Below are 445 nucleotides of genomic sequence, written 5' to 3'. Positions count from 1 at the left end.
GTGACATCTGAAACAAACTGGAAGTACGAATTTAAAGACTTACCGAAGTATGATGAAGGAAAGAAAATAGAATATACAGTGACCGAAGATCACGTAAAAGACTACACAACAGACATCAACGGTACAACAATAACGAACAAGTATACACCAGGAGAGACATCGGCAACAGTAACAAAAAATTGGGATGATAATAATAACCAAGACGGAAAACGACCAACTGAAATTAAAGTTGAGTTATATCAAGATGGAAAAGCAACAGGAAAAACGGCAACATTAAATGAATCTAATAACTGGACCCATACGTGGGCAGGATTAGATGAAAAAGCAAAAGGTCAACAAGTAAAATACACAGTCGAGGAATTAACAAAAGTTAAAGGTTATACAACACATGTGGATAACAATGATATGGGTAACTTGATTGTGACGAATAAATATACGCCAGAAA

General features: G+C 35.3%; 1 protein-coding gene. It reads left to right on the top strand.

Features of this window, described 5'->3' with window-relative positions:
* On the top strand, window positions 1-445 hold a 445-nt coding region (locus HMPREF3247_RS05750; protein WP_141770354.1), incomplete at both ends, for a Cna B-type domain-containing protein.

Source organism: Staphylococcus sp. HMSC36A10, from assembly GCF_001838845.1.
Taxonomy (GTDB): Bacteria; Bacillota; Bacilli; order Staphylococcales; family Staphylococcaceae; genus Staphylococcus; species Staphylococcus aureus.
This window is presented reverse-complemented; position numbering and strand designations above follow the sequence as displayed.